The 25,345-nt window shown below is 71.8% G+C and carries 26 protein-coding genes; 7 read left to right on the top strand and 19 right to left on the bottom strand.

The genetic code is table 11. The annotated features are described in order from the left end of the window. Nucleotides 1-3: 3 nt before the first annotated feature. The 9 genes from nuoE to AC0HI0_RS32130 all read right to left on the bottom strand — a co-directional run bounded on the left by nuoE (nucleotide 4) and on the right by AC0HI0_RS32130 (nucleotide 8,690). Nucleotides 4-756: an NADH-quinone oxidoreductase subunit NuoE gene (nuoE, locus tag AC0HI0_RS32090; RefSeq protein ID WP_480927217.1), complete on the bottom strand. Its 753-nt coding sequence runs from the start codon at nucleotides 754-756 to the stop codon at nucleotides 4-6. Further along, nucleotides 753-2,141: an NADH-quinone oxidoreductase subunit D gene (locus AC0HI0_RS32095; protein ID WP_480927218.1), complete on the bottom strand. Its 1,389-nt coding sequence runs from the start codon at nucleotides 2,139-2,141 to the stop codon at nucleotides 753-755. Before AC0HI0_RS32095 ends, nuoE begins: the two co-directional genes overlap by 4 nt. Then, on the bottom strand, nucleotides 2,138-2,821 hold the full coding sequence (locus tag AC0HI0_RS32100) for an NADH-quinone oxidoreductase subunit C (protein WP_480934439.1): 684 nt from the start codon (nucleotides 2,819-2,821) through the stop codon (nucleotides 2,138-2,140). The genes AC0HI0_RS32095 and AC0HI0_RS32100 overlap by 4 nt, the downstream gene beginning before the upstream one ends. A gap of 79 nt (nucleotides 2,822-2,900) precedes the next feature. Next, the gene (locus AC0HI0_RS32105; protein WP_480927219.1) at nucleotides 2,901-3,449 is read right to left on the bottom strand and encodes a NuoB/complex I 20 kDa subunit family protein; all 549 of its coding nucleotides are present in this window, start codon (nucleotides 3,447-3,449) and stop codon (nucleotides 2,901-2,903) included. A gap of 12 nt (nucleotides 3,450-3,461) precedes the next feature. Further along, on the bottom strand, nucleotides 3,462-3,827 hold the full coding sequence (locus AC0HI0_RS32110; RefSeq protein ID WP_480927220.1) for an NADH-quinone oxidoreductase subunit A: 366 nt from the start codon (nucleotides 3,825-3,827) through the stop codon (nucleotides 3,462-3,464). 347 nt (nucleotides 3,828-4,174) lie between these two features. After that, nucleotides 4,175-5,452: a geranylgeranyl reductase family protein gene (locus tag AC0HI0_RS32115; RefSeq protein WP_480927221.1), complete on the bottom strand. Its 1,278-nt coding sequence runs from the start codon at nucleotides 5,450-5,452 to the stop codon at nucleotides 4,175-4,177. A gap of 155 nt (nucleotides 5,453-5,607) precedes the next feature. After that, nucleotides 5,608-6,312, bottom strand: coding sequence for a demethylmenaquinone methyltransferase (locus AC0HI0_RS32120; protein WP_480927222.1), 705 nt, complete (start codon nucleotides 6,310-6,312; stop codon nucleotides 5,608-5,610). A 148-nt stretch (nucleotides 6,313-6,460) separates the two neighbouring features. Continuing rightward, entirely contained in the window at nucleotides 6,461-7,570 is a 1,110-nt protein-coding gene (locus AC0HI0_RS32125) for a glycosyltransferase (RefSeq protein WP_480927223.1), read from the bottom strand. A gap of 16 nt (nucleotides 7,571-7,586) precedes the next feature. Further along, entirely contained in the window at nucleotides 7,587-8,690 is a 1,104-nt protein-coding gene (locus AC0HI0_RS32130) for a glycosyltransferase family 4 protein (RefSeq protein WP_480927224.1), read from the bottom strand. A 155-nt stretch (nucleotides 8,691-8,845) separates the two neighbouring features. Between AC0HI0_RS32130 and AC0HI0_RS32135 the strand changes: the two genes are divergently transcribed. Continuing rightward, nucleotides 8,846-9,670 (top strand): inositol monophosphatase family protein, encoded by an 825-nt coding sequence (locus tag AC0HI0_RS32135; RefSeq protein ID WP_480927225.1) that lies wholly within the window; start codon nucleotides 8,846-8,848, stop codon nucleotides 9,668-9,670. A 7-nt stretch (nucleotides 9,671-9,677) separates the two neighbouring features. Here AC0HI0_RS32135 and AC0HI0_RS32140 read toward each other — a convergent pair whose 3' ends face one another. Then, nucleotides 9,678-10,310, bottom strand: coding sequence for a hypothetical protein (locus AC0HI0_RS32140; protein ID WP_480927226.1), 633 nt, complete (start codon nucleotides 10,308-10,310; stop codon nucleotides 9,678-9,680). 94 nt (nucleotides 10,311-10,404) lie between these two features. Between AC0HI0_RS32140 and AC0HI0_RS32145 the strand changes: the two genes are divergently transcribed. Next, entirely contained in the window at nucleotides 10,405-11,298 is an 894-nt protein-coding gene (locus AC0HI0_RS32145) for an IS982 family transposase (RefSeq protein ID WP_480927227.1), read from the top strand. Between the two features lie 20 nt (nucleotides 11,299-11,318). On the opposite strand, the gene paaE is transcribed toward AC0HI0_RS32145, so the two are convergent. From paaE to AC0HI0_RS32175, 6 genes are read right to left on the bottom strand one after another with little or no spacing between them, the layout of a single operon-like run. Then, entirely contained in the window at nucleotides 11,319-12,353 is a 1,035-nt protein-coding gene (gene paaE / locus AC0HI0_RS32150) for a 1,2-phenylacetyl-CoA epoxidase subunit PaaE (RefSeq protein ID WP_480927228.1), read from the bottom strand. Then, complete coding sequence (paaD, locus tag AC0HI0_RS32155) at nucleotides 12,354-12,857, bottom strand: 1,2-phenylacetyl-CoA epoxidase subunit PaaD (protein ID WP_480927229.1); 504 nt, start codon at nucleotides 12,855-12,857, stop codon at nucleotides 12,354-12,356. It lies immediately after the preceding gene. Continuing rightward, a complete protein-coding gene (gene paaC, locus AC0HI0_RS32160) occupies nucleotides 12,854-13,735 on the bottom strand; it encodes a 1,2-phenylacetyl-CoA epoxidase subunit PaaC (RefSeq protein WP_480927230.1) in 882 nt (293 codons plus the stop codon). The genes paaD and paaC overlap by 4 nt, the downstream gene beginning before the upstream one ends. Continuing rightward, nucleotides 13,732-14,016 carry a 1,2-phenylacetyl-CoA epoxidase subunit PaaB gene (gene paaB, locus AC0HI0_RS32165; RefSeq protein WP_447004590.1) on the bottom strand — a complete coding sequence of 95 codons (285 nt, stop codon included), beginning with the start codon at nucleotides 14,014-14,016 and terminating at the stop codon, nucleotides 13,732-13,734. Before paaB ends, paaC begins: the two co-directional genes overlap by 4 nt. Then, complete coding sequence (gene paaA / locus AC0HI0_RS32170) at nucleotides 14,013-14,957, bottom strand: 1,2-phenylacetyl-CoA epoxidase subunit PaaA (protein WP_480927231.1); 945 nt, start codon at nucleotides 14,955-14,957, stop codon at nucleotides 14,013-14,015. Before paaA ends, paaB begins: the two co-directional genes overlap by 4 nt. 42 nt (nucleotides 14,958-14,999) lie before the next feature. Beyond that, nucleotides 15,000-15,482, bottom strand: a complete 483-nt coding sequence (locus tag AC0HI0_RS32175; protein ID WP_480927232.1) for a DUF3592 domain-containing protein — start codon at nucleotides 15,480-15,482, stop codon at nucleotides 15,000-15,002. A gap of 12 nt (nucleotides 15,483-15,494) precedes the next feature. On the opposite strand from AC0HI0_RS32175, the gene AC0HI0_RS32180 reads away from it, so the two are divergent. After that, a complete protein-coding gene (locus AC0HI0_RS32180) occupies nucleotides 15,495-16,724 on the top strand; it encodes an isochorismate synthase (RefSeq protein ID WP_480927233.1) in 1,230 nt (409 codons plus the stop codon). A 228-nt stretch (nucleotides 16,725-16,952) separates the two neighbouring features. Here the strand turns inward: AC0HI0_RS32180 and AC0HI0_RS32185 are convergent, their stop codons facing one another. Together AC0HI0_RS32185 and menD are read right to left on the bottom strand one after the other, a co-directional pair. Next, entirely contained in the window at nucleotides 16,953-18,449 is a 1,497-nt protein-coding gene (locus AC0HI0_RS32185; protein ID WP_480927234.1) for a M1 family metallopeptidase, read from the bottom strand. A gap of 56 nt (nucleotides 18,450-18,505) precedes the next feature. Continuing rightward, nucleotides 18,506-20,125, bottom strand: a complete 1,620-nt coding sequence (menD, locus tag AC0HI0_RS32190; protein ID WP_480927235.1) for a 2-succinyl-5-enolpyruvyl-6-hydroxy-3-cyclohexene-1-carboxylic-acid synthase — start codon at nucleotides 20,123-20,125, stop codon at nucleotides 18,506-18,508. 162 nt (nucleotides 20,126-20,287) lie between these two features. Here menD and AC0HI0_RS32195 point away from each other — a divergent pair, with 162 nt between their 5' ends. The 4 genes from AC0HI0_RS32195 (at nucleotide 20,288) to AC0HI0_RS32210 (ending at nucleotide 24,849) form a co-directional block, all read left to right on the top strand. After that, a complete protein-coding gene (locus AC0HI0_RS32195) occupies nucleotides 20,288-21,199 on the top strand; it encodes a 1,4-dihydroxy-2-naphthoyl-CoA synthase (protein WP_480927236.1) in 912 nt (303 codons plus the stop codon). Between the two features lie 16 nt (nucleotides 21,200-21,215). Next, complete coding sequence (gene menE / locus AC0HI0_RS32200) at nucleotides 21,216-22,586, top strand: o-succinylbenzoate--CoA ligase (RefSeq protein WP_480927237.1); 1,371 nt, start codon at nucleotides 21,216-21,218, stop codon at nucleotides 22,584-22,586. Between the two features lie 126 nt (nucleotides 22,587-22,712). Further along, nucleotides 22,713-23,927 carry a hypothetical protein gene (locus AC0HI0_RS32205; protein ID WP_480927238.1) on the top strand — a complete coding sequence of 405 codons (1,215 nt, stop codon included), beginning with the start codon at nucleotides 22,713-22,715 and terminating at the stop codon, nucleotides 23,925-23,927. Nucleotides 23,928-23,976: 49 nt separating this feature from the next. Next, nucleotides 23,977-24,849, top strand: coding sequence for a 1,4-dihydroxy-2-naphthoate polyprenyltransferase (locus AC0HI0_RS32210; RefSeq protein ID WP_480927239.1), 873 nt, complete (start codon nucleotides 23,977-23,979; stop codon nucleotides 24,847-24,849). Nucleotides 24,850-24,916: 67 nt separating this feature from the next. Here AC0HI0_RS32210 and AC0HI0_RS32215 read toward each other — a convergent pair whose 3' ends face one another. Further along, a complete protein-coding gene (locus AC0HI0_RS32215) occupies nucleotides 24,917-25,288 on the bottom strand; it encodes a hypothetical protein (protein WP_480927240.1) in 372 nt (123 codons plus the stop codon). Nucleotides 25,289-25,345: the final 57 nt, after the last annotated feature.

Below are 25,345 nucleotides of genomic sequence, written 5' to 3' on the forward strand. Positions count from 1 at the left end.
CCCCTACTTCTTTTCCGGCAGGGCGGGGAACTCGGCGTTCTCCGGCGTCGCCGGCGCGGTCCAGCCCCGGTCCGCGGCCAGCGCCGCGCCGCGCACCGTCTCGGGCGCGGCGGACGGGCCGTCCAGGTCCGCCTCCCGGCCCTCGAAGAAACCCGCCAACTGGAGTTCGGCCTGCCGGAAGTCGGTCAGCGGCGCGCCCCGCGTCGGGTGCGGCTTCTCCCCGGCCTGCAACGACTTCACCAGCTCCAGCGCCTGCTGCGGGGTCTGGTTGTCGTAGAACTCGTAGTTCACCTGGAGCACCGGGGCCAGGTCGCAGGCCGCCAGGCACTCGGCGTGCTCCAGCGTGATCGAACCCGGCGCGCCCGGCTCGCCCGAGGTCTCCTCGTGGCCCAGCGGCTTGCCGTCGGCGCCCAGGTGCTCGCGCAGCTTCGCGTAGATGGCGTCACCGCCCAGCGCGGCGCACAGCGTGTTCGTGCAGACGCTCACCAGGTGCTCGCCGCACGGGCGGCGCTTGTACATGGTGTAGAACGTCGCGACCGCGCTGACCTCGGCGTTGGTCAGGTCGAGCTGGTCGGCGCAGAACGTGATGCCCGCCTGGCTGACGTACCCCTCGACCGACTGCACCAGGTGCAGCATCGGCAGCAGCGCCGACCGGGACTGCGGGTAGCGCGCGATCAGGTTGCGCGCGCGGGCCACCGTGTCCTCGCCGAACACCTCGGTGCCGGCCTGGTTCGGGGTTTCCTGGGTCTGCGTCATCGGTCACAACCACCCATCACCGGGTCGATCGAGGCCACCGACGCGATGACGTCGGCGACCATGCCGCCCTCGCACATCGCGGGCATCGACTGGAGGTTCACGAAGCTGGGTTCGCGCACGTGCACGCGCATCGGCCGGGTGCCGCCGTCGGAGACCACGTGGTAGCCCAGCTCGCCGCGCGGCGACTCGATCGGCACGTACACCTGGCCGGCCGGCACGTGGAAGCCCTCGGTCACCAGCTTGAAGTGGTGGATGAGGGACTCCATGGACTGGCCCATGATCTTGCGGACGTGCTCCAGCGAGTTGCCCATGCCGTCCGCGCCGATGGTGAGCTGCGCGGGCCACGCGATCTTGGCGTCCTCCACCATGACCGGGCCCGGCGCCAGCCGGTCCACCGCCTGCTTGACGATCCGCAGCGACTGGTGGATCTCCTCCACCCGCAGCCGGTAGCGGGCGAACGAGTCCGCCTCGTTCGCGGTCGGCACGTCGAAGGTGTAGTTCTCGTAGCCCGAGTACGGCTCGATCTTGCGCAGGTCCCAGGGCAGGCCCGCGGAGCGCAGGATCGGGCCGGTGATGCCCAGCGCGAGGCAGGCGTCCACCGGCAGGTAGCCGATGCCCTCCAGCCGGTTGCGCCAGATCGGCTGGCCGGTGAGCAGCTTGTCGTAGTCCGGCAGCCGCGAGTCCATCACCTTGATGAAGTCCCGGATCTTCTGCGGCGCGTCGACCGGCAGGTCCTGCGCCAGGCCGCCGGGCCGGATGAACGCGTGGTTCATCCGCAGACCGGTCAGGAACTCCAGCAGGTGCAGGACTTCCTCGCGCTCGCGGAAGCCCGCGGTCATGCCGGTCAGCGCGCCCAGCTCCATGCCGCCGGTCGCCAGCGCGACCAGGTGCGAGCTGATCCGGTTGAGTTCCATGAGCAGCACGCGGATCGTCTGCGCGCGCTCCGGGACCGTGACGCCCAGCAGCTTCTCCACCGCGAGGCAGTAGGCCGCCTCGTTGTGCAGCGGGGCCAGGTAGTCCATGCGCGTCACGAACGTGACGCCCTGGGTCCAGTTGCGGTACTCCAGGTTCTTCTCGATCCCGGTGTGCAGGTAGCCGATGACGCTGCGGGCCTGGGTGACGGTCTCGCCCTCCAGCTCCAGCACCAGGCGCAGCACGCCGTGCGTCGACGGGTGCTGCGGCCCCAGGTTCATGACGATGCGCTCGTCGCCCGCCGCGTCGGCCAGCACCTCGTCCCAGTCGCCGCCGGTCACCGTGTAGACGGTGCCCTCGGTCGTCTGGCGGGAACTGGCGTACGGGTCGCCGGCGCCGGCGTACGGGTCGCTGTCGCTGCCGGCCGCGGACGTGTCGGTGCCGGTCGTGACGTCGGAAAGACGTTCGGTCATGAGTAGGACCGCCTCTGGTCTGGCGGGGGGATCTCCGCGCCCTTGTACTCCACCGGGATGCCGCCGAGCGGGTAGTCCTTGCGCTGCGGGTGGCCGTCCCAGTCGTCCGGCATGAGGATCCGGGTCAGGCCCGGGTGACCGTCGTAGACGATCCCGAACATGTCCCAGGTCTCGCGCTCCTGCCAGTCCGCGGTCGGGTACACCGAGACCACGCTGGGGATGTGCGCGTCCTCGACGTCGACCGCGACCTCCAGGCGGATGCGCCGGCGGTAGGTCATCGAGGTGAGGTGGTAGACCGAGTGCAGCCGCTGCGGCGCGGCCTCGCCGTAGTCCACACCGGACACCGAGCTGCACAGCTCGAAGCGCAGCGCCGGGTCGTCGCGCAGCACCCGGGCCACCTCCACCAGGTGCTCGCGGCGCAGGTAGAACGTGATCTCGCCGCGGTCCACGGTGATCTGCTGGACCGTGTCGGCGGGCAGGCCCTTCTCGTGCAGCGCGGCCAGCAGCTCGTCGGCGACCTCGTCGAACCAGCCGCCATAGGGGCGTTCACTGGGCGCGGCCACGTGCGCGGGCAGCCGCAGGCCGCCGAAGCCCGACGTGTCGCCGGAACCGGCCACGCCGAACATGCCCTTGCGGGCCGTGCCGGCCACGATCGGCGCGCTCGCCTCCGCGCCGTTCAGGTCGGTCCCGTTCGGTTCGAGGCCCTCTACGGCGCGCTCGGCGCTGGAGTGCTCGTCACCAGGCTGGGTCATCGCTCGCTCACTTCTTCGCAAAGCGCTGGGAGGACGGCATCAGGTCCGTCGTGTGGCCCTGCTCGGCCAGCAGCGCGGCCCGCGTCGCCCCCAGCGGCTCGTCCATGATCTTCGCGTGGATCTTGAGGATCGCGTCGATCAGCATCTCCGGCCGCGGCGGGCAGCCCGGCAGGTACATGTCGACCGGCACGACGTGGTCCACGCCCTGCACCACCGCGTAGTTGTTGAACATCCCGCCGCTGGACGCGCACACGCCCATCGCCAGCACCCAGCGCGGCTCGGGCATCTGGTCGTAGATCTGGCGCAGCACCGGGGCCATCTTGTTGGTCACCCGGCCCGCGACGATCATCAGGTCGGCCTGGCGCGGAGACGCGCGGAAGACCTCCATGCCGAACCGCGCCAGGTCGTAGCGCGGACCGCCGGTGGTCATCATCTCGATGGCGCAGCAGGCCAGACCGAACGTCGCCGGCCAGAGCGAGGACTTGCGGGTCCAGTTGACCAGCTTCTCCACGCTGGCGAGCAGGATGCCGTTCGGGAGCTTCTCTTCGAGACCCACGGGTCTTCCCCCTCAGTTCCAGTCGAGGCCGCCGCGCCGCCACACGTAGGCGTACGCGAAGCCGACCGTCGCGACGAACAGTGCGATCTCCACCAGGCCGAACAGGCCCAGCCGGTCCGCGGAGACCGCGAACGGGTAGAGGAACACCATTTCGATGTCGAACAGGATGAACAGCATCGCCGTGAGGTAGTAGGCGACCGGCATCCGGCCACCGCCCACCACGGGCTGCGGTGACGGCTCGATGCCGCACTCGTAGGCGTCGAGCTTCGCCTTGTTGTAGCGGCGGGGGCCGATGTACGGCGCGGCCGTCACGGAGAACAGGGCGAAGGCGCCGGCGAGGGCGAACATCAATACGAGGGGGAGGTAAGGGTCCAGCACTCTCCGTCGTCCTTTCCTCGCGTGTCGCGGTGGTGGTGCACCGCCGACCGTTGCGCACCCTATGGGGTGTTCTTGGCCCCTCCGGAAGTTAGGCGCACCTAACTTTCCGCAGGTCGCTTGTGAAACACTTCACAAGGCATCTCAGCCGGTTGTGAACTGATTCACAAGACCTGAGGGCCAGTGTAGAACGTCACACTCAGGCGTCACGGGCACCCCCTTTACACCCTCTGACCTGGTCTTACTCGGTGCAGATCAACAGCTTTGCGGCCCTGGGGTGAACGGGGGCACACCGAAAACGAAACAGCACCGGCTCAGAAGCCGGTGCTGCGACGGTCAGCGGAGCCCGATTAGGCCGTTGGGGTGAGTTTCGTGGCGGCGGTGATGATGCGGTCGAACGAGTCGCCGTCCTTCGGGTCGTAAAGGCCCGCCAGCAGCTTCAGCACCAGTTTCATCAACGTTTTGCGAGGTAGACCGTACTTCGTCGCGGTCCGCATGATGGTCGGGTTGCCGATCAGCCGGCTGAACAGGTTCCCCATCCGGAAGTAGCTGCCCAGCGCCTGCTCGATGCGCACCGGGTAGCCGTGCAGCGCGCGCTCCCGGCTCGGACCGGTGCGGGCCAGCCCCTGCACGACGCACTCGGCCGCGATCCGCGCCGACTCCATCGCGTAGCCGATGCCCTCGCCGTTGAACGGGTTCACCATGCCGCCCGCGTCACCGACCAGCAGCAGGCCGTCGCGGTAGTGCGGCTTGCGGTTGAGCCCCATCGGCAGCGCCGCGCCGCCGATCTTGCCGGTCGCGTTCTCCTCGCGGAAACCCCACTCCTCGGGCGTGCCGTCCAGCCACGACTTCAGGAGGGCTCGGTAGTCCGTAGTCCCGTACGCCTTGGAGGTGCTCAGGATGCCGAGGCCGACGTTCACCGTGCCGTCGCCCATGCCGAAGATCCAGCCGTAGCCGGGCAGCAGCACGTCGTTCTCGCGGTCCCACAGCTCCAGGTGGGATTCGAGGTAGTCGTCCTTGGTGCGCGGGCTCGCGTAGTAGCGGCGGACCGCGACGCCCATCGGCTTCGCGTCGTCCTTCTGGATGCCGACGCTGAGCGCCAGCCGCGCCGACACCCCGTCGCAGCCGATCACGATCGGAGCCCGGTAGGTGACCTCGCGCTTGTCCGGCCCGGTCTTGGCGGTGACGCCGACGACCCGGCCGTGCTCGGTGATCGCGCCGGTGACCGTGGTCTGCTCGAACAGCCGGGCACCCGCCTGCTGCGCGGTCTTGGCGAGCATCTCGTCGAAGTCCTGGCGCGGGCGGACCACGCCGTAGGGCGGGAAGGTCGCGAGGTCCGGCCAGTCCAGTTCCAGCGTGACGCCGCCGCCGACCACCCGCAGACCCCGGTTGTGCAACCAGCCGGCCTCCTCGCGGGTGTCGATGCCGAGGTCGACCAGCTGCTTGACGCCGCGCGGCGTCAGCCCGTCGCCGCAGACCTTCTCGCGGGGGAACTTGGACTTCTCCAGCAGCAACACGTCCAGACCTGCGCGGGCCAGGTACGTGGCCGCGGTCGAGCCCGCCGGACCCGCGCCGACCACGATCACCTCGGCGTCCTCGCCTGCCTTGCGGCGGCTGGGAGTCGTCATCCCCGCTCCTTGTGCGTGAGTTCACAAAGTCCGTGCCGAGTCTACGTGCGGGGACCTGAGAGCAGCGCCGTCGCCCACGCGGGCACCCGGTCGAGTGCCCCGGGACGCCGCCCGTCGTCGCGGAATCCGCTCGCGGGAACCGGGATCCCCCGGACTCAGCCCTCGACCGCGGCTTCCGGCTTCACGGCCCGGTGCAGCGCGACCATCCCGCCGGTCAGGTTCAGCCAGGCGATGTCGTCCCAGCCGGCGCGGGCGATGATCTCGCCGAGGGCGCGCTGGTCGGGCCACGTGCGCATGGACTCGGCGAGGTACTTGTAGGCGTCGGGGTTGGAGGAGACGAACCGCGCGATGAACGGCAGGATCTTCAGCAGGTAGCGCATGTAGACGAACCGGAAAGGCCGGAACGTCGGCGTGGACACCTCGCAGATCACCAACCGGCCACCGGGCCGGACCACCCGGGCCATCTCCCGCAGCGCCGCCTCGGTGTCGCTGAAGTTCCGGATGCCGAAGGAGACGGTGACGGCGTCGAAGGAGTCGTCGGCGAACGGGAGGTGCAAGGCGTCGGCGGCCACCTTGGGCACGGGCCGGTGCGCCCCGCCGAGCAGCATGCCGAGCGAGAAGTCCGCCGCCACGCACCACGCGCCGGAAGCGGCGTACTCCACCGTGGACACGGCCGTGCCGGCGGCGAGGTCGAGCACCTTCTCCCCGGCGCGGGCGTCGAGCACCCGCCGACTCCACTCCCGCCAGCGCCGGTCGAACCCCAAGGTCATGACGGAGTTCGTGCGGTCGTAGCCCTTGGCCACGCCGTCGAACATCTCGGCGACCTCGCGGGGGTTCTTGTCCAGACCGGCGCGCGACATGGCGAAAGCCTAAGTGACGCCACCAACCCCTTCACCCCCGTCCTCGCCCATTGCCGGGAAGGGTGGCCTGACCAGCGAAAACCCCCTGCCCGACGACCTGTTCACACAGGGCTCGGGAGGGCGGCGATTGCGTGCGGGTGTCGTTGGGTCAGGGGATGCGGAGCGCGGTGAGCATTCCGTCGATGGCCGCCTGCCACGGGTATTCCTCGGCTCGGGCGCGGGCGGCTGAGCGGCGGGTTGGTTCGGGGTCGTCGAGGAGGGCGTTGACGGCTCCCGCGAACGCCGGGGCGTGGTCGGGGACCGCCGCTCCGCACCCCGGGCGCACGATCTCGCGCAACGCCGACGACGCCGACACCACGACCGGCGTACCCGACGCCAGTGCCTCCAGCGCCGCCAGGCCGAACGTCTCGTGCGGGCCCGGGGCGAGGGAGACGTCCGCCGTCGCCAGGAGGTTCGCCACGTCGGTCCGCTGCCCCACAAATCCCAGGAACGTGACCGGCAGCCCCGCCGCCCTGCGCTCCAGCGCCTCCCGGCGGGGTCCGTCGCCGGCGATCACCAGGCGCACGCGGTGCCCGGCGGCGTGGAGTTCGGCGGCCGTGTCGACGCTGCGCTCCACGTGCTTCTCCGCCGACAGCCGCCCGCAGTGCACGAGCAGCGCGTCCGCCCCGTCCGCCAGGCTCGCCTTCAGGCCCCGGTCGTGCCGGGTCGGGGTGAACGTCCTCAGGTCCACCCCCAGCGGCACCCGGCGCACGTTCCGGGCCCCGATCCGGTCGAACTCCTGGCGGGCGAACTCGGTCGTGCACACGACCGTGTCGTACGACGCGGCCATCCGGCGGTTCGCCCAGTCCGCGACCCGCACCGCCAACCCGCTCGGCAGGAGGAACTGCTCCAGCAGGCGGTCCAGGCGTTCGTGCGAGATCACCACGCTCGGCACGCCGCGCGCCGACGCCCAGCGCCCCATGCCGCGCAGCGTCAACCGGTCGGAGACCTCCAGCCGGTCGGGGCGCAGGTGGTCGAGCAGGGCGCGGACCCGCCACGGGTCGACGGCGCGGTATCCGCCGGTGCCGGGGATGCCTGCGGCGGTGAGGGTGATCCGGCGGACGTTCGGGGCCAGGTGTTCGTCGGCGTGCCGGCGGCCGGGCACGACCAGGGTGACGTGGTGGCCGGCCGCCGCGTACCCGGCTCCCAGGTGGTGCAGCGCGGTGCGCAGGCCGCCGGACCTCGGGCCGTAGAAGTTGGCCAGTTGGACGATCCTCACCGCGGCCCCGTGGGCTTCATGCCGCCCGCCGCTCCGGCAGGCCGAGCACGGCGGCGTAGTGCCCGAGCAGTTCGTCGCACACGGCCGCCCAGGTCCGCCCGCGCACCCATCGCCGGGCGGCGTTCCCGAGCCGCTTGCGCCGCAGCGGGTCACGCAGTTCGACAATGGCCGCGCGCAGTTCGTCGTCGTTGCCGAACAGGTACCCGGTGTCGGGTTGCACGAGGTCGCGTGGTCCGCCGGCGTCGGGTGCGACGACGGGCACCCCGCTGGCCAGTGCTTCCTGCACGGCCTGGCAGAAGGTTTCGTGCGGGCCGGTGTGCACGAACACGTCGAGTGACGCGTACGCCTCCGCGAGTTCGACCCCGCCTCGGAAGCCGAGGAACGCCGCGCCGGGCAGTTCGCGCCGCAGTGCGGCTTCCTCCGGGCCTTCTCCGACGATGACCAGCCGCACCCCGGGCACGTCGTTGAGCACGCGCAGCCGGTCGACCTGCTTCTCCGGCGAGAGCCGGCCGACGTATCCGACGAGCACCTGCCCGTCGGGGGCGAGCGAGCGCCGCAGGGCGTCGTCCCGGCGTGACGGGTGGAACAGTTCGACGTCGACCCCGCGCCCCCACCGGTGCACGCGTGGCACGCCGTGTTCGCGCAGCGCTTCCACGGCCCACGTCGACGGTGCGAGGGTGCGGTCGGCTTGGCTGTGCAGGCGTCGGGTCCACCGCCACGCGGCGCGCGCGGTCAGGCCGAGCCCGTAGTGGCCGGCGAATCCGGCGATGTCGGTCTGGTAGACGGCGACCGTGGGCAGTCCGAGCCGGCGCGCGGCCGACACCCCGCGCGCGCCCATCACGAACGGGCTGGCCAGGTGGACGACGTCGGGTCGGAAGTCGGCCAGGGCGGTCAGCACCTTGCGGGTCGGCACGCCGACCGGCAGTGAGCTGAACCGCGGCAGGTCGACGGCGGGGACGCGCACCACGGGGGTGCCGTGGTGCTGGTCGGCGCCCGCTCCGGGTGCGACGACCAGGGCTTGGTGGCCGTGCGCGCGCAGGTGTTCCAGCACGCGCAGGACGGAGTTGGTCACCCCGTTCACCTGGGGCAGGAAGCTCTCGGTGACGATCGCTACACGCACGCCGAGAACCATGGGCTGCCAAGGACACGGTGGCGTGACGGATCGAGGAACGAAGGTCGAACTCCTCGCGTCACGGTTGACGTTGCCCGGGAGATCGTCATCGCTTCACCTGGAGGACGTGTCGCGGTCACCAGGAGCGGTGACACTAGTGCGGCATGACCGTCTTGTCGTCCCGGCCCACTCAGCCCGTCGATCCCGGACTGGTGTCGATCGCGCTGGAGATAGCGGGCCGCCTCGCCAACGACGCGTCGGACGTCATCATGGCGACGGCGGGCCGCGGTGCCCAGCCCGACGACGACACCTACCCGTTCGACTGGGTGACCGACACCGATCGGACTCTGGAGCGGCACACCCGGCGGGTGTTGACCGCGGAGTTCCCGGACATCCCGGTGTTCTGCGAGGACACCGACTTGGACGTGCCGTCCGACGCCGAGTTCCGCTGGGTGGTGGACCCGGTGGACGGCACGGCGAACTACGTGGCGGGTGTCCCGTGGTGCGCGTACAGCCTGGCGCTGGTGGACCGCTGGGGCCCGGTGGTGGGCGTGGTGGCGGACCCGTACCGGGCGCAGATCTACGCGGCGGCGCGGGGGCGCGGGATGCGGGCGAACGGGACGCCGGTGAAGCTCGGCGGCCAGGCGGTGAGTTCGATCGTGTGCACCGAGATGACGCGGACGGGCCCGTGGCCGGGGATGGGCGAGTTCATCTCGCGGGCGGCGGTGTCCGGGACGGGTGTGCGGGTGCTGGGGTCGAAGGCGCTGGCGGTGGCGCAGGTGGCGTTGGGGCACGCGGCGGCGGCCGTGCTGCACAGCTACCACGAGTGGGACGTGGCGGGTGCGGTGGCGCTGGCGGTGGAGTCGGGCGCGGCGGTGCTGGACCGGCGGGGTGAGGACGCGTCGCTGCCGGTCGACGGGCTGCTGGTGGCGATGCCGGAGGTGGCCGAGGAGGTCCTGGAGTGGTGGCAGTCGTCGATGGTGCGCTAGCGCGGGGCTAGCTGTTGCCCAGTTGGGGCAGCTGCTGTTCGAGCACTTCCAGGTGAACGCGCGCCGAGTCGAGTGACGTGGTGTCCACCATGCGCAGCGCGACGCTGCCCACCTGGTCCTCGAACGCGGTGAAGTCCCGCACGGCCGCGTGAAGGCGCTGCCCGACCGGGTGATTCTGGTCGGCGTCGAGTGCCCGGCCGAGGTCGGCGATGCGCCGGACGTTGCCCAGTTCGGCTTCGAACTGCCCGGCGATCCGGCCCATCCACTCGCGGGCGGGTGACGGCGGCACGGTCTCGACCACCGCGTACACCCGGCGCACGGACAGTTCGGCGCGGCCGACCGAGGCCGCCCAGCGGTCCCGCCCGACCGGTGGCGGCGGGGGTGGCGGCGGCAGCATCGGTTGGATCAGCACGGGCGGCGGGAGGGCGCGGGTGCGGCGGGTCTTGGCGACGCCCACGACGACGCCGATCAGCGTGCCGGGGATGCCGCCGCCGAACAGCGACACCATGCCCACCGCGATCACGTTGGCGAGGGCGGATCCGCCGGAGGAGCCGGTCGAGGTGGTGCTCAGCGCGAGCACCAGGAACAGCGCCACCGACAAGGTGCCGATGATCAGGCCCGTCAGCACCGATCTCCCCATGGCACCCATCGTGCCAGATGCGCCGGGCTAGACGAGTAATGCGTAAGTCCGGGGTGGTGTCCGGAGACGGACGAAGGGTGTTCAAGATCCGTTTGTGACGACAGACCTGAACACCCTTCTGACCGCACTCTACGTCAAGATCGACGACCGCCTCGCCGGCAGGCCCCGCCGGGGACGGCCACCCCGGCTCACCGATGCCGAGCTGGTCACCCTCGCGGTGGCCCAGGCACTCCTGGGGTTCACCTCCGAGGCCCGCTGGCTGCGGTTCCTGCCCGTCCGGATGCCCGGCGCGTTCCGGTACCTGCCCGGCCAGTCCGGCTACAACCGCCGCCTCCGCGCCGCGTTACCACTGGTCAAACAGGTGACGCGCTGGTTGGCCGCCGACACCGACCTGTGGACCGACCCGGTCTGGATCGTGGACTCCACCCCGGTCGAATGCGGCCGGTCCCGGCCCACGGTGAAACGCTCGGAGCTGGCAGGCTGGGCGAAATACGGCTACTGCCGATCGCACTCCCGCTGGTTCTGGGGGCTGCGCCTGCACCTGGTCTGCACCCCGGCGGGGCTGCCCGTCGCCTGGGCGTTGGCCGACCCGAAGGTCGACGAGCGGCAGGTGCTCATGGCGATCTGCGACCACGAACCCCGACTGCTCGCCGACCGGCCGGGACTGCTGATCGTCGCGGACAAGGGCTACGTCTCGGCCGAACTCGACCGGTTCCTCTCCGAGCGCGGGGTCCGGCTGATCCGGCCGTCCTACCGCAACCGGACCCCGCACCCCGGCGAACCCCTGCTCAAGTCCGTCCGCCAGTTGATCGAGTCGGTCAACGACACCCTCAAAGGACAGTTGAACCTGGAACAGCATGGTGGACGCACCATCGACGGCGTCGGAGTCCGGATCGCGCAACGACTCCTCGCCCTCACCGCCGCCATCTGGCACAACCGTGCCACCGGCCAACCCGTCACCCGATCCCTGACCGCCTACGACCACTGATCAAGTTACGCATTACTCGTCTAGGCGTCGAAGTCGACCGTCACGGCGGGGGTCACGGGCACGGACTGGCAGGTCAGGACGAAGCCGGCGGCGACTTCGCGGGGTTCCAGGGCGTAGTTGCGGCGCATGTCGACCTGCCCGGACACGACCAGCGCGCGGCACGTCCCGCACACCCCGCCCTTGCAGGCGAACGGCAGGTCGGAGCGCACCCGTTGGGCGGCGTCGAGGATGGGCGTGTCGGGCGGCAGCGGCACGGTGGTGGTGCGGCCGTCCAGGATCACCGTGCCCTCGGCTGCCGATTCCAGGACCTCTTCGGCACGGCGGGGCGGGGGCGGCGGCTCGTCCACGTAGAACAGTTCGTGGTGCACGGCCGAGGCGTCCACGCCCCGTGACGACAGCACGTCCTGCGCGTCGCGCACGAGCCCGTAAGGCCCGCACAGCCACCACTGGTCGATCGAGTCGAACGGCACCACGGTGTCGAACAGCGCGCGGAGCTTCTCGCCGTCCAAACGGCCGCTGAACAGCTCCACGTCCCGTGGCTCGCGCGACAGCACGTGCACGAGTTGGAACCGCGCCGGGTAGCGGTCCTTCAGGTCGGACAGTTCTTCGGTGAACATCACGGTGTCCGCGCGCCGGTTGCCGTACAGGAGGGTGACGCGTGCGCCCGACGCCAGCACGGTGGCAGCGATGGACAGCGCGGGCGTGATGCCCGACCCGGCGACGACCAGCCCGTGGTGCGCGCCCGCGACGGGCGTGAAGTTGCCCAGCGGCGGCAGGACTTCGAGCACGTCACCGCGTTGCAGCCGGTCCACGAGGTGTTCGGAGAACAGCCCGCCGTCGACCCGCCGGACGCCGATCCGGGGTGCGGCACCGGCCGGTGCGCAGATGGAGTACGACCGGCGTTCCTCGCCGATCTTCAAGGTCAGGTACTGCCCCGCGCGGAACGCGAAAGCCTCGGCGGACTCCTCGGGCACGTCGAACGTGACGGCGACCGCGTCGTCGCACAGCCGGTCGACGGCGGCCACGGTCAGCTTGTGGAACACCGGCCGGGCCATCTAGATCTCCTTGATGTGCTCGAAGGGCTCGGCGCAGTCCGCGCACCGCCGCAGCGCCTTGCAGGCGGTGGACCCGAACCGGGACAGCTCGACCGTGCGCGGCGAGCCGCAGCGCGGGCACTCGACCCGCGACGGGGGCGGGGTGAGCTGCAACGGCACCGGCCCGACCGGGCGCGGCCCGATCCGGGACGGCGGCGCGATGCCGGCTTCGGCGAGCTTGCGCCGGCCGTCGTCGGTGATCCAGTCGGTGGTCCACGCGGGCGCGAGCGACAGCCGCACCTCGACGTCGGCGAACCCCGCTTCGTGAAGGGATCGGCGCAGGTCGGCGCCCATCTCGTCGACGGCGGGGCAGCCCGAGTAGGTGGGTGTGATGGTGACCAGCACCCGGCCGTCCTCGACCGCGACGTCGCGCAGCACGCCCAGGTCGGCGAGGGTGAGCACGGGCAGTTCCGGGTCCCGCACCCGCGACGCGACGTCGAGCGCGGTCCGGGAGGCGACGGTCACCACGTGGCACCCGGCAGCGAGCGGTGCAGGTGCTGCATCTCGGCCAGCAGGTAGCCCATGGCCTCGGTGTGCACGCCGTCGCGCCCGGCCCGCCCGTCGACCCGCGCGGCGGGCACCGGTTCGGGCCGGTCGAGCCCGGCGGCGGCGAACACCGCGTCGAGCACCTGGTCCACCTCGGCCCGCAACCCGGCCGGGTCGACGCCCAGGCGCAGCTCGACGGGGTGCGCGGTGAACAGTTCGTCCAGGTAGGGCCACACGCGCAGCACGCCGGCCCGCATCCGCTCGTGCGATTCGGCGGTGCCGTCGCCGAGCCGCACGACCCACTGGGCGGCGTGGTCGCGGTGGTAGGCGAGTTCCTTGAGGCCCTTGGCGGCGATCGCGGCGACCACCGGGTCGGCGAAGGTGAGCAGCCGCGCGTACTGGGCGGTCTTCCACGACGAGAACACCAGCAGCCGCGCCATCGTGGTGGCGAAGTCGCCGCCCGCGAACGGGCCGCACTCGATCTCGGCGAGGTGCGCGTTGCGGAAGTCGCGTTCGTCGCGCAGGTAGGCCAGCGCGTCCTCGTCGCGGCCCGCGCCCTCGGCCTCGCCGGCCCGGGTGAGCAGCAGCCGGGCCTGTCCGAGCAGGTCGAGGGCGATGTTGGCGAGCGCCACGTCCTCTTCCAGCTCGGGCCCGCGCGAGCACCACTCGGCGAGCCGCTGGGACAGCACCAGGGCGTCGTCGCCGAGCATCAGGCAGTACCGGAACAGGTCGTCCGGGTCGACCTCGGCCGGGATCGCGCGGTCGACGCCGGCCAGCGCCTCGGCGAACCCGGTGCCGAACGCCCAGTGCGCGTCCTCGTGGTCGACCAGCGACTCGTAGGCGTTGTCGAAGCTCATAGGTGCGGCACGTCCTCGGGGATCGCGTAGAACGTCGGGTGCCGGTAGACCTTGTCGCCGCTGGGCTCGAAGAACGGGTCCTTCTCGTCCGGCGAGGAGGCGGTGATCGCCGCAGCGGGCACCACCCAGATCGACACGCCTTCGTTGCGGCGCGTGTAGACGTCACGCGCGTTGCGCACGGCCATCTCCGCGTCCGGGGCGTGCAGCGAACCGACGTGCACGTGGTTGAGCCCGCGCTTGCCGCGCACGAACACTTCCCACAGCGGCCAGGAAGAACTCACGCCGCACCCTCCTTGACCCGAGCCCTGTCGGCGCGCTTCGCGGCGTGCGCGGCGGCTGCCGCACGCACCCATTCACCGTCTTCGTGCGCCTTGCGCCGGTGTGCGACGCGCTGCGCGTTGGTCGGCCCGTTGCCGCCGACGACCTGCCAGAACTCGTCCCAGTCGGGCCGGCCGAAGTCGTGGTGGCCGCGTTCGGCGTTCCATGCCAGCTCCGGGTCGGGCAGCGTGACGCCGAGCTTCTCGGCCTGCGGCACGGTCATGTCCACGAACTTCTGGCGCAGCTCGTCGTTGGTGTTGCGCTTGATCCGCCACGCCATGGACTGCTCGGTGTTGGCGCTCTCCGCGTCCGGCGGGCCAAACATCATCAGCGACGGCCACCAGAACCGGTCCACGGACTCCTGCACCATGGCGCGCTGCGCGTCCGTGCCGCTCATCATGGTCATCAGCAGTTCGTAGCCCTGACGCTGGTGGAACGACTCCTCCTTGCAGATGCGGATCATGGCGCGCGCGTATGGGCCGTAAGAGGTGCGGCACAGCGGCACCTGGTTGCAGATCGCCGCGCCGTCCACGAGCCAGCCGATGGTGCCGACGTCGGCGTAGGACAGCGTCGGGTAGTTGAAGATCGACGAGTACTTCTGGCGGCCTTCGATGAGCTTCTCGGTGAGGTCGCCGCGGTCCGCGCCCAGCGTCTCGGTCGCGGCGTACAGGTAGAGGCCGTGGCCGGCTTCGTCCTGGACCTTGGCCAGCAGGATCGCCTTGCGGCGCAGCGAGGGCGCGCGGCTGATCCAGTTCCCCTCCGGCTGCATGCCGATGATCTCGGAGTGCGCGTGCTGCGCGATCTGCCGGATCAGCGTCCTGCGGTAGCCGTCGGGCATCCAGTCGCGCGGCTCGACGCGGTGTTCCGCCGCCACGGTGCGCTCGAACTCCGCCTCCAGGTCCATGCGACCGATGTTACACCTGGAGACGGTTTTCGGGAACAAGTGTCACAAGCGCCGGCGTACCCACCAGACCAGCGGCAACAGCACCGCCCACACGGCGAGCAGGAACGTCGAGATCGGCAGGATGGCCAGCGTCCAGGTGCGCTCGGCGACCCGCGCCAGCTCCGGGTCGGCGGTGTCGTACTCGATCCGGACCAGCTGGCCGGGCTCCAGCCCCGCCGGGTACAGCACGCCCTGCTCCGGGCTGTGCACCGCGCCGTCCGGCGTCGCGAAGCGCACCACCGTGCGCTGGAAGTCCACCGACACCACCTCGGCGGTCGCCTTGCCCAGCCGCTTCTCGATCGTCAGGTCGTCCTTCAGGCACGCGGCCAGCAGGACCACCCCGATCAGCGTCACGATCCCGCCGAGCACCAGCAGCGCCCTGGCCAGCAGCCTGACCTTCCGTCGACCGCCGACCCGCACTGCGTTGTCCGCCACAACCGGTGAGTCTAGGGCCGGCCCGACGGGGGATCTCAGCCACGAGTCCATACCCTCGACCTCGTGACCTCAGCTCCCGCCTCCCGGACCCGGCACCGGCTGCGCGTGCGCACCGGGCGCGCCACCGACACCCGCCTGCTCGGCAGGCTGCCCGCGCCGACCGGCGCGCTGGCCTGGGTGCGCGACGGGTCCGGCCTGGTCGGCTGGGGTGAGGCGGCCCGGTTCGAGGTGTCCGGGCCGGACCGGTTCGCCGAGGCCGACCGGTGGTGGCGGGACTTCACCTCGACCCTCGACGTGACCGACGACCTCGACGTACCGGGCAGCGGGCCCGTGGCGTTCGTCTCGATGGCCTTCGCCGACCGGCCCGGCCACTCGGTGCTGGTCGTGCCCGAGGTCGTGGTGGGCGTCCGCAACGGCGACGCGTGGCTGACCACCGTGGGCGACCGCGCGGCCACCGAGGTGCGGCCGATCCGCCCGCCCAAGACCGTGCGGTACTCCGACGGCGAGCTGTCGGTGCCGGCCTACCGGGAGGCGGTCCGCGCGGCGGTGGCCCGGATGCGCGCCGGCGAGCTGGACAAGGTCGTCCTCGCGCACGACCTGCGGGCCGTCGCCGACGAGCCGATCGACCACCGGTACGTGCTGGAGGGCCTGGCCCGGCGCTACCCCGAGTGCTGGGTGTACGCGGTGGACGGCCTGATCGGCGCGACCCCCGAACTGCTGCTGCGCCGGTCCGGCCGGGTGGTCGACTCGCGGGTGCTGGCAGGCACGACGTGGCCGCACGACGGCATGTCCGACGACGCCCTGGCCGCCGCGCTGCTGTCGTCGGGCAAGAACCGCGAGGAGCACGAGTACGCGGTGGCGTCGCTGACCCAGACGCTGCGGCCGTTCTGCGCGACGATGTCCGTCGAAGGCCCGTCCGTGCTGCGCCTGCCGAACGTCTCGCACCTGTCCAGCGACGTGATCGGCACGCTGAACGGCACCCCGTCGCTGCTCGCGCTGGGCGCGGCCCTGCACCCCACGGCCGCGGTCGGCGGCACGCCCCGCGCGGACGCGATCGCCGTGATCGAGGAGCTGGAGGGCATGGACCGGGGCCGGTACGCGGGCCCGGTCGGCTGGATCGACGCCAACGGCGACGGCGAGCTGGGCGTGGCGCTGCGGTGCGCGCGGGTCGAGGGCCGCACCGCGCGGCTGTTCGCCGGCTGCGGCCTGGTCGCCGACTCCGACCCCGACTCCGAGGTGCGCGAGGCGCACGCCAAGATGCGCCCGTTCCGCGAGGCGCTCGAAGGCATGTGACGGTCACGGCCCCTCGTCGCCGAAGCTGTTCGACGCCCACGCCCGGCAACTGCGCGATACCTCGCCGGGGCACCGCCGTCACCGTCCGGGTCGTGGACGGGATCGGCCAGGACGGCTGAGCGTGACCGAGGCCGCCTCCACGCGGGAGACGGCCTCGGCACTCAAGTAACTCTTTCGGGTCGTGCCCGCGCGCAGGCACGTCCACTCGAAAGTGTGTACCCGGAAGGGTCAGTGCTTCGAGCGGTCGAGCAGGACGTGCGTCTCGCGGATCTTCTGGAACGACTTCGGCTCGGCCACCGACGCGGCGGTCAGCGCGGTGCCGCCCGGTGCCGCGGCCGGCTTGCCCTTGGTGAACAGCCAGGTCTTGAACAGGTCGTCCAGCTGCTTGCCCGACACCCGCTCGGCCAGCGCGATGAACTCCTCGATGGTCGCGTCGCCGTAGCGCTTGGTCTGCGTCCACTTCTTCAGGATCTTGAAGAACGTGTCGTCGCCGACCGCGACCCGCAGCGCGTGCACGGCCAGCGCGCCCCGGTCGTAGACCGCGCCGTCGAACTGGTGGTCCACGCCCGGCTCACCGGGCAGGACCTGCCAGAACGGGCTGTCCGCCGGGTACAGGTCGTAGGTGTACTGGGCGTTCTCCTGCGCGGTGCCCTCGCCGACGTGCTCCGACCAGAGGAACTCGGCGTAGCTCGCGAAGCCCTCGTTCAGCCAGATGTCGCGCCAGTTGTGCACCGACACCGAGTCGCCGAACCACTGGTGGCCGTTCTCGTGCGCCACGACGTAGGTGTTCGCGCCGCGGCGGAAGAACGCCGGGTCGTAGGTCGAGCGGGTCTGGTTCTCCAGCGCGAAGCCCAGCAGGCCCGGCGCCACCACGACACCGCCCTCCGCCTCGAACGGGTACGGCCCGAAGTTCTCCTCCAGGAACTCGACCACCTCGGAGGTGCGCTCGATGCTGGCCTTCGCGGCCGCGTCGTCGGCGCCCAGGTTCGGCGAGTAGGCGTTGACCACCGGGCGGCCGCCCGGCGAGCTGGACTGGCGGATGTCGAACTGGCCGATCGCGACGAACGCCAGGTAGCTGGCCTGCGGCTGCAGGCTGCGCCACCGCCACCACGTCCGGCCGTTGATCAGCTTGGTGGTGCCCAGGAACTGGCCGTTGGACAGCACTTCCAGGCCGTCCGGCACGGACAGCGAGACGTCGTAGGTGGCCTTGTCGCGCGGGTGGTTGTTGCTCGGGAACCACCACGGCGCGACGTCGGGCTCGTTGATCGCCAGAGCGCCGTCGGCGGTGCGCTTCCACGCCGTGAAGCCGTCCACCGAATGGCTCGACGGCACGTCCGAATAGGTGACGACGATCGTCAGGTCGGTGCCTTTGCGGAGGCTGCCCCGGGGGTCGACGACCAGTTCGCCACCCTGCTGGGAGAACGCGGCGACTTTGTTGTTCACCCGGATGGAACTCACCTTGAGCAGGAAGTCCAGGTTGAACCGGGTGATGTCCTGGGTCGTTTTCGCGAGGATCGTCGTGGTGCCGGCGAGGTTGTCGTTCGACGGCGTGTAGTTGAGCCGGATGTCGTAGTGGGAAACGTCGTAACCACCGTTGCCCGCATTCGGGTAGTACGGGTCGCCGATGCCCGATGCGCCCGGTTCCGCGGCGGAGGCGGTGCCGGCCAGCAGCAGCAGGGAAGCCGCCGTGGCCGTGCCTAGCATGAGCTTCGCTCTGAGGGACATGGGGCGAAGCTGCCACGTCCCGGGGTGCCGCTGTACCCCCGTCCGTAGGTTCCTGATTACTGGAATGCGGTTGACACGGCGAGCTTCAGGCGGGCATGGAGATCACGCAATTCGGCACGTTCCGCCCGAATTTCCAGCACCTTGATTCCGTTCGGCGCGGTGAGCGCCCGTCTCATCTGGTCGGCGTTCCCGATCAGTTCGTGCGGCACGTGGTAGGCGGCGCACAACGCGGCCAGGTCGGTGCCGTGCGGTGTGCCGAATACCCGTTCGAACGTGTCCGCGTGTTCCGGCGCGCCCTGTTCCAACAGGGTGAAGATGCCGCCGCCGTCGTCGTTGAGCACCACCACGGTCAGGTCCGGGCGCGGCTCGTCCGGGCCGATCAGCAGGCCGTTCGCGTCGTGCAGGAAGGTCAGGTCGCCGACCAGCGCGAACGCGTGGCCCTCGGTCAGCGCGATGCCGGCCGCCGTGGAGACGCTGCCGTCGATGCCCGCCACGCCCCGGTTCGCGTGCACCCGGACGTCGGGGCGGGGCGCGGCCACCAGGTCGACGTCGCGCACCGGGTTGGACGAACCCAGGAACAGGGTCGCGCCCACCGGCAGGTTCGCCACCAGGTCGCGCGCGACCTGGAGCCCGGTCGGCCACGGCTGCTTGGCGAGCAGCTCGTCCACCACGTCGGCGGCGGCCTTGTCGGCGTGCTGCCACGCGGTGAGCCAGCCGTCGTCCACCTCGTGCTCGCCCAGCACCAGACCGGTGGACGTGTGCGTGGCGGCGAACTGCGGATCCGGCCACTCCGGGTTGTCGGACAGCACGTGCACCACGTTCGTGGCAGCTATGAGCTTCATGACGCCGCGGGACAGCGTGGGGCGGCCCACCACCACCACGGCGTCCGGTTTCAGCTCGGCGGGCAGCTCGCCCGCGTTGAGCAGCAACGTACCGTGCCGCAGGCCGTGCGCGGTCGGTTCGGCGATCACCGGCCAGCCCGCGCGTTCGGCCAGGTCGGTGATGTCCTCGCCGGTGTCGCCGACCACGACCAGCGTGCGCGGGCCGAGGTGGTCGGCCGGGTGCAGGGACGTCGTGGTGCGGGTCGCCACGCGGGTCCACGGCATGTCGAACGGGCGGCCGTCCAGCGGCTCGACCCACTCGCCGGCTTCGGGCACCAGCGGCTCCCGGAAGGGCACGTTGACGTGCACCGGGCCGTGCTCGCGGGCGTCCGCGACGGCACGGCAGACCAAGGAGCGCCACAGGCCGTTCTGGCCGGTGCGGCGCTCGGCGATCGGGAACTGGAGGGTGTCGATGCCGAACACCCGCTGCTGGTCCACGGTCTGGCTCGCGCCGGTCCGGTACAGCTCGACCGGGCGGTCGCCGGTGAGCGCGATCAGCGGGACCTTGGCGTGCCGGGCCTCCAGCACGGCCGGGTGGAGGTTGGCCACGGCGGTGCCGGAGGTGCAGGTGACCGCGGTGACCTCGCCGCTGCCCCGGGCCAGGCCCAGGGCCAGGAAGCCGGCGGTCCGCTCGTCGATCCGGACGTGCAGGGTGAGCCGTCCGGCCGCCGCGGCCTCGGCCAGGGCGAACGACAGCGGAGCGTTGCGCGATCCGGGGCTCAGCACGACGTGCCGGACGTCGTTGCGGAGGAGCTCGTCGACGAGCACCCTGGCCTGCGCGGTGGACGGGTTCACCCGGACATTGTCGCCTAGTCCACGAACAGGTGATTCCCCTTGCTGAGTCGAACACCAGTTCGGATCATGGACACATGGGCATCACACTGCGTAAACACCACGTCCCGACCACCGGGCGGGCTGCGCCGTTCTCAGCTTCGGCACGGGCATATTGTCCGTGCCGTGGCAGATCAAGGCGTCTCCGAGCTGTTCGACCCCGCCCGCTGGAAGCAGGTCGAGGGCTTCGACTTCACCGACATCACCTACCACCGCGCGGTGGACCAGGGGACGGTGCGCATCGCGTTCGACCGCCCTGAGGTGCGCAACGCGTTCCGCCCGCACACCGTGGACGAGCTGTACCGGGCGCTGGACCACGCCCGGATGAGCCCGGACGTCGGCTGCGTCCTGCTGACCGGCAACGGCCCGTCCGCGAAGGACGGCGGGTGGGCGTTCTGCTCGGGCGGCGACCAGCGCATCCGGGGCCGCAGCGGGTACCAGTACGCCTCGGGCGAGACCGCCGAGACGGTCGACCCGGCGCGGGCCGGCCGGCTGCACATCCTGGAGTGCCAACGCCTGATCCGGTTCATGCCGAAGGTGGTGATCGCGGTCGTCCCGGGGTGGGCGGCGGGCGGCGGGCACAGCCTGCACGTGGTGTGCGACCTCACGCTGGCCGGCGAGGAGCACGCGAGGTTCAAGCAGACCGACGCCGACGTGGGCAGCTTCGACGGCGGCTACGGCTCGGCGTACCTGGCACGGCAGGTGGGCCAGAAGTTCGCGCGCGAGATCTTCTTCCTGGGCCGGACGTACAGCGCGGCGGAAATGCACGCCATGGGCGCGGTGAACGCCGTGGTCCCGCACGCCGAGCTGGAGGCGACCGCCCTCCAGTGGGCGAAGGAGATCAACGGCAAGTCCCCGACCGCCCAGCGGATGCTGAAGTACGCGTTCAACCTCATCGACGACGGCCTCGTGGGCCAGCAGCTGTTCGCCGGCGAAACCACCCGCCTCGCCTACATGACCGACGAGGCGGTGGAAGGCCGGGACGCCTTCCTGGAAAAACGCGACCCCGACTGGTCCCCGTACCCCTACCACTACTGACCCTGTCGAGCCCCCCATGACCACGACTCCCACCCCCCACGAGACCCTGGCCGCCCTCAAAGCCGCCCTGACCCGCCCGTCCCCAGCCGACGCCGCCGACGCCGCCGCCGCTGGTCACGTGGCCGGCAGCAGCACGTCCGACACCAGCGCGACCACCGTCGATCACGCGGCGGGCAGCGCCCCTGCGGGCGGCGCAACGATCAACGGCGGCAGCGCGGTCGGTCCCGGCACCGGCGCGGACACCGGCACCGGCACCGGCATTGGCCTCGGTGGCGGCACCGGCAGCTCCGGCGAGCCGGCGGCGGGCTCGTCTCCGCCCGCTCCCGGGCCGCGGGCGGTGGGTGCCGGCGAGGCGCGGGTGGTCGGCGCTTCGCTGCCCGGCGGGCGGGAGCCGGGGGTCCTGCGGGGGTGGGAGGCCGGGGCGGCGCTGGCCGTCGGGACGTCCGGGTCGACCGGCGAGCCCAAGGTGGTGCTGCTCTCGGCGGCCGCGCTGATCGCGTCGGCGGAGTCGACGCACGCCCGGCTCGGCGGGCCGGGCACCTGGCTGCTCGCGTTGCCCACCACCCACATCGCCGGCCTCCAAGTCCTGGTCCGCTCCCTGGTCGCGGGGACCGAGCCGGGGGTGGTGGACCTGTCCACCGGGTTCCGGGCGTCCGGGTTCGCGACCGCCGCCCGGCCGGTCCTCGCACGTCCCGGCCCGCACTACACCGCCCTCGTCCCGACCCAGCTCGCCCGGTTGGTCGCGACCGAGGGGCCGGGGCTGGCGGCGGTCCGCGAGTTCGACGCGGTCCTGATCGGCGGGGCCGCCGCGCCGCCCTCGCTGCTGGCCCGCGCGCGCGACGCCGGCGTCCGGGTCGTCACCACCTACGGCATGAGCGAGACCTCGGGCGGCTGCGTCTACGACGGCGTCCCGCTCGACGACGTCCGGGTCCGCCTCACCGCCGACCACCGGATCGAACTCGCGGGCCCGGTCCTGGCGCTCGGCTACCAGCACGGCGAGCCGTTCGGCGAGTGGTTCCGGACCGGCGATCTCGGGCGGTTCGCCGACGACGGGCGGCTGGAGGTGGTCGGGCGGGCCGACGACGTGATCATCAGCGGCGGCGAGAACGTCTCGCCGGTCGAGGTCGAGCGGGTGCTCGCGGCGCAGTCCGGCGTGCACGAGGTGTGCGTGGTGGGGGTCCCGGACCGCGAGTGGGGGCAGGTCGTGGTGGCGGCGGTCGTGCCCGCCGAGCCGGGCGCGCCGCCCGACCCGGCGGCCCTCGCGGCCGCCGTGCGGGACGCGGTGGGCCGGTCGGCCGCGCCCAGGCGGGTGGTGTTCCTGCCGGAACTGCCGACCACGGGCCCCGGGAAGGTGGATCGGAGGTCGGTGGCTCGCTCGATCGAGTGAGTTTTTCTCACACGGCGCAGCTTGTTGGTTGACAGATAACCACTCCCGCGCTTGGCTTCAGCTCATCCGTACGGGCGGCCCGGTAGCGGTGCCTCCGCTTCGCCCGTCCGGCCGAGGAGGGCTGCGATGCGCAGGCGCGACGTGTGGACAGCCCTGGCCTTGGCCGCCGCCCTGACCACGGCTTCCGCCACCGTGTCCACCGCACCGCCGGCCGTCGCCACCGGGGGCGGTTCGTGGCGCGCCGATCTGTCCATTGTGGACGCGGACGACGTCGGTGTCACCTCGGACGGGCGCGCCGTGCGGCTCGACCCTTCCGCGCCGGCGCCGGCCAGCGCCCGCGCCGGGCTCCGCACCGGCTTCCTCGACCTCGCGCCGCACGACCTCGCCGCGCCCGCGAACACCTTCGCCGCCGCCGTGCGCGGTGACGTCCCGGACGGCAGCGGGATCGCGGTGGACGTGCGCGGCGCGCTGGGCGGCGACCGCTGGACCGAGTGGGTCGAGGCGGGCCCGGACGCGCCGGCCGTGCTGCCCGCCGCCGTCCGCACCGTCCAGGTCCGGCTGAACCTCACCGCCGCCGATCGCGGCCCCACCGTGCACGAGGTCGCGCTGACCCCGTCCACCACCGCGTCGACCAGGCTGTCCCCGGTCGAGGCCGGCGGCCGGGCGTTCCGCATCTTCGCCACCCGCGAGGGCCTGGTGGGCGGCACCACCGCGAACGGCCACGTGATCGTCGACCGCGACCACTTCACGGCGCTGCCGTCCCGGCGCGGCCTGTCCACGAAGGACAACGGCACGTACAGCGTCCAGGTGTGCGCCGACAACGGCCGCTGCGAGTGGGCCCCGGTGTGGGACGTCGGCCCGTGGAACACCAGGGACGACCACTGGAATCCGCCGGACGTCCGCGAGATGTGGCAGGACGTCCCGCAGGGCAAGCCCCAGGCGCAGGCCGCTTACCAGGACGCCTACAACGGCGGCAAGGACCAGTTCGGCCGCCGGGTCGCCAACCCGGCGGGCATCGACCTGGCCGACGGCACGTTCTGGGACGGCCTCGGCCTCGCCGACAACGCGTGGGTGACCGTCACCTACCTGTGGACCGGTTCCGGCCCGACGGGTTACGTGAGCACCGCTGGCGGCCCGGTCGACGTCCGGGGCGGCCCGTCGTCGGCCGCGCCCCAGGCCGGCCTGGCGGCCGACCACGCGCAGGTCGCGATCGAGTGCGCGGTGACCGGCGAGCCGGTCGCGGGCACCGGGGGCGCGTCGGACGTCTGGTTCCGGATCGCCGCCGACAAGTACCTGCCGAAGGCGCACCTGACCGGCGTCCCGGACGTCACGGTCTGTTAGCCGAAACCCGGTCGGAGGTCACCCGGATCCATGTCGGAGGATGAGCGGCATGGCCACAGTCGCCCAGTGGATCTCGGGGACCCGACCCCGCACCCTGCCGAACTCCGTCGCGCCCGTCCTCGTGGGCGCGGGCGCGGCGCACCACATCGACGGGTTCAACGCGACGTGGTCGGCGTTGGCGCTCGTCGTGTCCGTGGCGTTGCAGGTGGGCGTGAACTACGCCAACGACTACTCCGACGGCATCCGGGGCACCGACGAACACCGCGTCGGCCCGTTCCGCCTGGTCGGATCCGGTGCCGCCAACCCGAAGGCGGTACGGGTGGCGGCGTTCGCGGCGCTGGGCGTCGCGGCGGTCGCGGGACTCGCGCTGATCGTCCTGTCCGGCCGGTACTGGATGCTCGCGTTCGGCGCGGTGTGCATCGCGGCGGCGTGGTTCTACACGGGCGGGCGCAAGCCGTACGGGTACTCGGGGCTGGGCGAACTCGCCGTGTTCGTGTTCTTCGGCCCGGCCGCCGTGCTCGGCACGCTGTACGTGCAGACCGGCGAGATCACCGGGATCGGCATCGGCGGCGCGGTCGCGATGGGCTCGTTCTCCACCGGCGTGATGATCGCCAACAGCCTGCGCGACATCCCGACCGACATCCAGGCGGGCAAGCGCACCCTGGCCACCACGTTGGGCGACAAGGACTCCCGCCGCCTCTACCTGGCCCTGGTGACCATCCCGTTCGTGATCACCCTGGCGATCAGCCTGCGCGTCCCCCTGGCGCTGCTGGCGTTCCTGGCCCTGCCGCTGGTCGCGCTGGGCGTGCTGCGGGTGCTCAAGGGCAGCAAGGGCCGCGACCTGATCCCGGTGCTCCAGCACACGGGCCTGGCGATGCTGCTGTGGGCGGTCGTCACCACCGTGACCCTGTTCCTCGCCTGACCCGGGCCTCGCCCGGCCCGCGCGTTCCCCGGTCGCGACCAGGTTCGACCAGACCGCGAGCGCTGCCTTACCAGGCGTCCTCGGTGAAGGTCATCGGTTCGTCGTCGTCGCGGCGTTTCGGCTTCGGCGGGGCGATGCGGGGTTCCTCGCCCCGGCACAGCGCGGCCAGGCGGTCGCGGTCCTTCTCGAAGGCCGCGCGCACGCCGCGATCGCCGGCGGCTTCGCCCAGCAGGACTTGCCGCCAGCTCAGGTAGCCCGCCGAGATCCGGCGCTGCAACGCCTGGAGTTCGGGCGACGCCTCGTTCGACTTCGCGAACTGCATCACCCGGCGCACGTCCTCCGCCGAGGGTTCGCGGGCCGGGTAGCGGAGCTTCGCCGCGTCGCGCATGGCCTGGTCGGCGGCGGCCACGGACTTGGCCAGCACGTCTTCGGCGGTCATTACCTCCGCGGTCCGCCACATGCCCACGCCCAACCCCTTCCGACGGCCGATCCACGC

Source organism: Saccharothrix sp. NBAS 001 (assembly GCF_056640475.1).

Coding starts and splice junctions, on each gene's coding strand:
- nuoE (WP_480927217.1), bottom strand. CDS start 756: ATGACGCAGACCCAGGAAACCCCGAACCAGGCCGGCACCGAGGTGTTC.
- AC0HI0_RS32095 (WP_480927218.1), bottom strand. CDS start 2,141: ATGACCGAACGTCTTTCCGACGTCACGACCGGCACCGACACGTCCGCG.
- AC0HI0_RS32115 (WP_480927221.1), bottom strand. CDS start 5,452: ATGACGACTCCCAGCCGCCGCAAGGCAGGCGAGGACGCCGAGGTGATC.
- AC0HI0_RS32120 (WP_480927222.1), bottom strand. CDS start 6,312: ATGTCGCGCGCCGGTCTGGACAAGAACCCCCGCGAGGTCGCCGAGATG.
- AC0HI0_RS32135 (WP_480927225.1), top strand. CDS start 8,846: ATGACCGTCTTGTCGTCCCGGCCCACTCAGCCCGTCGATCCCGGACTG.
- AC0HI0_RS32140 (WP_480927226.1), bottom strand. CDS start 10,310: ATGGGGAGATCGGTGCTGACGGGCCTGATCATCGGCACCTTGTCGGTG.
- paaE (WP_480927228.1), bottom strand. CDS start 12,353: ATGGCCCGGCCGGTGTTCCACAAGCTGACCGTGGCCGCCGTCGACCGG.
- paaC (WP_480927230.1), bottom strand. CDS start 13,735: ATGAGCTTCGACAACGCCTACGAGTCGCTGGTCGACCACGAGGACGCG.
- paaA (WP_480927231.1), bottom strand. CDS start 14,957: ATGGACCTGGAGGCGGAGTTCGAGCGCACCGTGGCGGCGGAACACCGC.
- AC0HI0_RS32175 (WP_480927232.1), bottom strand. CDS start 15,482: ATGGACTCGTGGCTGAGATCCCCCGTCGGGCCGGCCCTAGACTCACCG.
- AC0HI0_RS32185 (WP_480927234.1), bottom strand. CDS start 18,449: ATGTCCCTCAGAGCGAAGCTCATGCTAGGCACGGCCACGGCGGCTTCC.
- menE (WP_480927237.1), top strand. CDS start 21,216: ATGACCACGACTCCCACCCCCCACGAGACCCTGGCCGCCCTCAAAGCC.
- AC0HI0_RS32205 (WP_480927238.1), top strand. CDS start 22,713: ATGCGCAGGCGCGACGTGTGGACAGCCCTGGCCTTGGCCGCCGCCCTG.
- AC0HI0_RS32210 (WP_480927239.1), top strand. CDS start 23,977: ATGGCCACAGTCGCCCAGTGGATCTCGGGGACCCGACCCCGCACCCTG.
- AC0HI0_RS32215 (WP_480927240.1), bottom strand. CDS start 25,288: ATGACCGCCGAAGACGTGCTGGCCAAGTCCGTGGCCGCCGCCGACCAG.